The organism is Streptomyces sp. CB01373, from assembly GCF_002803075.1.
In the GTDB taxonomy this organism is placed as follows: domain Bacteria; phylum Actinomycetota; class Actinomycetes; order Streptomycetales; family Streptomycetaceae; genus Streptomyces.
The window spans coordinates 1-4,808 of sequence record NZ_NNBK01000009.1; the positions used below are offsets into that span (position 1 = coordinate 1).

Below are 4,808 nucleotides of genomic sequence, written 5' to 3' on the forward strand. Positions count from 1 at the left end.
GACGCCGGACCAAACGCCCGGATCAGGTGGGAGCCCGTACACCACTTCCCAGGACGCAACCGCCGGAACGGCAGGCGCATCCCGTTGTCAGTGGGTGCTGACAGGATCCGCTGCATGACTTCCGCCACCGCCGCCGATTACGGCTGGATACGTTCCTCGTCCTCGCTGTTCGCGTATGGATTGGAGGTCGGGTACACCCTGACTCTGGTGCGAGGAGCCTCGCCTTCGGAGTTGCTCCGGATCGCGGAGGCCGAGCCGCGAGGTGTGTGTCAGGGGCTGAGCGAGTTCATCGAGGCACAGCACGAGTTCTTGGACGGGTACGAGGAGTGGCCCGAAGCCTTCCTCGCGGGAGCGTTCACCGCGCAGGGCGAGGGAGGGGACTGGACTCTCGCCCTGGAGTTCGGAGGCGATCTGGGCACGCGCCCGCGCCTCATGGAGGCACTCTCCGCCGGGACACGTGCTGTCTCGCATTCGAGCAATGGGGGGAAGCCCATGCACTTCTTCCACTGGTACGAAGAGGGGGAGTTGCGGACGACTTTCGAGTGGCCCGCAGACAGGGCCGGCAGCACTCCCGATGCGCTGAACCCTCTGATGCTGGAGGTCGGCCTCAACCCGTCGGGGGACGAAGATCCCGATGTCGACAGGAAGGCAGCGGTTCTGGCGCTGACAGAGCGGCTCACAGGTGTGCGGGTGACCGAAGAGCTACTGGCGAAGGCCGAATACCAGGTGGGGGAAGTCCCGGAGGAACACGTCGAGGAGTGGCAGAGCAAGTAGTACGGGGTGGCGCGCGGCACGCGGGGCGGTGGCCGGGGGCGGGTCATAGTGCGTCGTCGCTCCACTGGTCGAGCAGGTCCTCGTCCGCGGGGCCGTCGCACGGTGCCGCCCCGCCGTCCAGGGGCTGCTCGGTCCAGATGACCTTGCCGGTGGGGGTGTACCGGGTTCCCCAGCGCTCGGCGTACCGGGCGATGAGGAACAGGCCGCGTCCGCCCTCGTCCGTGGTCGCCGCGTAGCGCAGGTGGGGCGAGGTGCTGCTGCCGTCCGAGACCTCGCAGATCAGCTTGCGGTCACGCAGCAGCCGGACGTGGATGGGGTCACTGCCGTAGCGGATGGCGTTGGTGACCAGTTCGCTGAGGACGAGTTCGGTGGTGAAGCTGGCGTCCTCAAGGCCCCAGTCCTTCAGCTGCCGGGCGACATCGGCGCGGACGCGGGAGACGGCCGCGGGGTCGCGCGGTACGTCCCAGTCGGCGACCAGGCCGGGATCGAGTACGCGGGTACGGGCGACCAGCAGGGCGATGTCGTCGCTCGCGCGGTCCGGAGGGAGGGCGTCGAGCACAGCCTGGCAGGTCTGCTCCGGGGACCGGTCGGGATGGGCCAGCGCGGCGCTCAGGAGTTCGAGGCCTGTGCCGATGTCCCGTTCGCGGTCCTCGACGAGTCCGTCCGTGTAGAGGACCAGCCGGCTCCCCTCCGGCAGCCGCAGTTCGGTGGCCTCGAAGGGGAGGCCGCCCAGGCCCAGGGGCGGGCCCGCGGGCAGGTCCGGGAAGGTCACGGTGCCGTCCGGGCGGACGAGGGCGGGCGGCGGGTGGCCGGCCCGGGCCAGGGAGCAGGCGCCCGAGGACGGGTCGTAGACGGCGTACAGGCAGGTGGCGCCGGTGAGTCCCTCCTCACCGCCTCCGGCCTCGCCGTCCCGGTCGAGCCGTGCCACCAGGTCGTCCAGGCGGCCAAGGAGCTCGTCCGGGGCGAGGTCCAGGGTGGAGAAGTTGTGCACCGCGATGCGCAGCCGTCCCATGGTGGCCGCCGCGTGCAGTCCGTGCCCCACCACGTCGCCGACCACCAGGGCCACCCGGGCTCCGGACAGCTCGATCACGTCGAACCAGTCCCCGCCCACCCCCGCCTGGGCGGGCAGATAGCGGTAGGCCACCTCGAGGGCGCCCAGTTCGGGCAGGGCGCGGGGCAGAAGACTGCGTTGCAGGGTGACCGCCATGGTGTGCTCGCGCGTGTAGCGGCGGGCGTTGTCGAGGGCCACGGCGGCCCGGGCGGCCAGTTCCTCGGCGAACGGCACGTCCTCCTCGTCGAAGCGCTCCCCCTGCCGGCAGCGCCAGAAGTCCACCACTCCCAGCACCATGCCGCGGGCGCGCAGCGGCACCGCGATCAGGGAGTGGATGCCGCGCTCCAGGAGACGCGGCGCGCGATCGGGATCCGCCGTCCGCCAGTCCCGCGCGGACGTCAGATCCGCCACGAGCACCCCTCGGCCGCTCTCCGCGCACCGGGCCTGCGGCGTGCTGGGCGCGAAACTGAGCCGCCTGCCCACCTCTGTCAGCGGCCGGTACCCGGAAGGGCCCCGCACCGCGGCCCGGCGCACTTCGTCGATCGTCCCGGTCGGCTCCTGGCCGCTCAGGACCTCCTCGGCCAGTTCCACGGTGACGACGTCGGCGAAGCCGGGAACGGCCACGTCCGCCAGTTCCTGCGCGGTGCGCGACACGTCCAGGGTGGTGCCGATCTTCACGCCGGCGTCGTAGAGGAGTTTCAGGCGCTCGCGTGCCACTTCGGCGCGTCCCGACAGTGCCCGCAGCTCCGTGGTGTCCCTGAGGGTCACCACACTGCCCGCGTATCCGCCGTACGGGGCGGTGGGCCGCTTGTTGACCGCGAGCAGGCGGTCGGCCGTGAGGTGGACCTCGTCGCTGGCCGTGCGTTCCGATATCAGCAGTTCGGCGATGCCGGTGTCCAGGGGCAGGTCGGTGACCTTGTGGCCCTCCGCGTCCGGCGGCAGTTCCAGCAGCCGCTGCGCCTCGTCGTTGGCGAGCAGCAGCCGTCCGTCGCCCCCGACGATCAGCACGCCCTCGCGCACCGCGTGCAGCACGGCGTCGTGGTGGTCGTACATCCGCGTCATCTCGGCCGGTCCCAGGCCGTGGGTCTGGCGCAGCAGCCGCCGGCTCACCAGTGCGGTGCCGCCCGCGGCCAGGGCCAGCGCCCCGGCCGCCGTCCCCAGCAGGACCGGAAGCTGGCGGCCTGCCGTGCTCTCCACCCTCTGGACCGTGATCGCGACCGCTACGGTGCCGACGGCCGCGCCCCCCGGCCTGGTGACGGGGACGTACGAGACCACCGAGCGTCCCTGGGTGGTCCGCAGGACATGGGTGACGGCGGAGTGCGGCGGTTTACGGGGGCCGAGGACCGGTTTGCCGATGAGGGCCGGGTTGGAGTGGGTGTACCGGATCCCGTCCTTGGAGTAGATGACGACTAGGTCGACATCCGCCCCCTTCATGATCTTCTGCGCGACGGGCTGGAGCACCTTGCTGGGGTCGGGGCCGGTCATCGCCTTCAGCGTGTCCGGCGCGTACGCCAGTGTCTCGGCGATGCCTAGGGAGCGTTCCCGGGCGTCCTTGGTGCTGTCGTCCCCGGCCTGGAGCACGAGGGCGATCAGCGCGGCGGCGACGATCAGGACCGCGATGACCACTTGCAGCAGGAACACCTGGCCGGCGACGCTGCGCGGCCTGAACAGGGACCGCAGTCGCCCCGGGGGCGGCTGCGGCGAGTTGTCGCGCCCGCCGCGCCGGAGAGATCGACGGGAGTGTGCGATCACTTTTCCATTTTGCGCCCTGTGTCCCAGTCGGCATTCCGGCGACGGCGTGGTGGAGCGCACCACGACCGGCACTACGGACTACGGATGTGGGTGGTCCTGAGCCGGCTGCTTCACGGGCGGGTGCGGGCCCCGGTCACGCGCGCCGCGCCGCGCCGCCTGCCCGGGGCGGGCGGGGCCACGCCCCGGCCCGCGGGCCGGGGCTGCTTACAGGCCGAGGCCGGGGCCGCCGGCCGTCAGGTCGGCGCCGGGGGTGGTGCGCAGGACGGGGGCGAGGACGGCCAGTTCCGGTTGCTTGAAGGTGGGCAGTTCGCCGGGGCTCGGGTTGGTCAGGGGGGCGTCCAGGGCCAGTCCCGGGGTCAGGGTCCGGACGTCGGAGGCGGGCAGGCCGACGTCGACGTGGTCGAAGCCGTCGTCGAGGGCGTGGGCCAGCGGCGCGCGCAGCTCCAGGCCGGGCAGGCCGCCGTCGACCGGCAGTCGCGGCACGGTGTGCTCGGGCAGGAGCCGTCCCTCGACGAAGCGCGGGGGCTCCGGCACGACCGGCGCGGGCAGCGGCACCTGGCCGCCGACCTCGGGCAGTTCCGTGCCGAGGGCCGCCTCCGCGCCGCCCAGCGGGACGGGGACGGGAACCGTGCCGGCCGCGGCGGCGGGGGTCGCGGCCGCGCCCATGGCTGCCGCGATGCCCGTGATGACGGCGGCGAGGGTTCCTCGAGTGGTCGACTTCATGTCAGGTACGGTCCTTTTCCGGGTTCGGGGCTCGACGTCCGTACCGTCCAACGATCCTGACGCCACCAGCAGCACGGGATTCCCCCGAGTGCCGCAGTTGTACGACGGTTCACCGGCCGGTACGGAGGCGCCGAGCTGACGCCTCACGTGGCTCAGCGCTGGAGCGCGAGGCCGCCGAGCAGTGGTTTCGGGGCGTTCAGCGTCTTGGTGGTGCCGTTCACCGTGTGGAGCACTGAGTTCCGGTTCTCGGTGTCGAGGGCGTTGGACTGCTGCTGCAACGGCATGACGTCGACGGGGCCCTTGGTGAGCGTGTTCACGGCGCCGGTGAGGCTGTGGGGCGTGAGGTCGGCGGAGTTCTGGGCGAACGCGGGCGCGGCGGCGCCGGTGAGGGCCAGGGAACCGGCCAGGACGGCGGCAGCCTTCAGGGACTTCATCGTGTTCCTTTCTTCGGCGGCGTCGGTCACCGCGGGGGTTTGTGCCGCCGTGTCCAACGAGCACCGGCCGGACG

At 72.1% G+C, this 4,808-nt stretch carries 4 protein-coding genes; 1 reads left to right on the forward strand and 3 read right to left on the reverse strand.

Annotation, left to right across the window (positions count from 1 at the left end; genetic code table 11):
• Nucleotides 1-114 precede the first annotated feature (114 nt).
• Complete coding sequence (locus CG719_RS15175) at nucleotides 115-774, forward strand: DUF6461 domain-containing protein (protein ID WP_100569161.1); 660 nt, start codon at nucleotides 115-117, stop codon at nucleotides 772-774.
• A gap of 43 nt (nucleotides 775-817) precedes the next feature.
• Here the strand turns inward: CG719_RS15175 and CG719_RS15180 are convergent, their stop codons facing one another.
• The 3 genes from CG719_RS15180 to CG719_RS15195 form a co-directional block, all read right to left on the reverse strand.
• Complete coding sequence (locus CG719_RS15180) at nucleotides 818-3,466, reverse strand: SpoIIE family protein phosphatase (protein ID WP_100569383.1); 2,649 nt, start codon at nucleotides 3,464-3,466, stop codon at nucleotides 818-820.
• Between the two features lie 315 nt (nucleotides 3,467-3,781).
• Nucleotides 3,782-4,300 carry a hypothetical protein gene (locus CG719_RS15190; RefSeq protein ID WP_100569162.1) on the reverse strand — a complete coding sequence of 173 codons (519 nt, stop codon included), beginning with the start codon at nucleotides 4,298-4,300 and terminating at the stop codon, nucleotides 3,782-3,784.
• Nucleotides 4,301-4,452: 152 nt separating this feature from the next.
• On the reverse strand, nucleotides 4,453-4,734 hold the full coding sequence (locus CG719_RS15195) for a hypothetical protein (RefSeq protein WP_100569163.1): 282 nt from the start codon (nucleotides 4,732-4,734) through the stop codon (nucleotides 4,453-4,455).
• Nucleotides 4,735-4,808 lie beyond the last annotated feature (74 nt).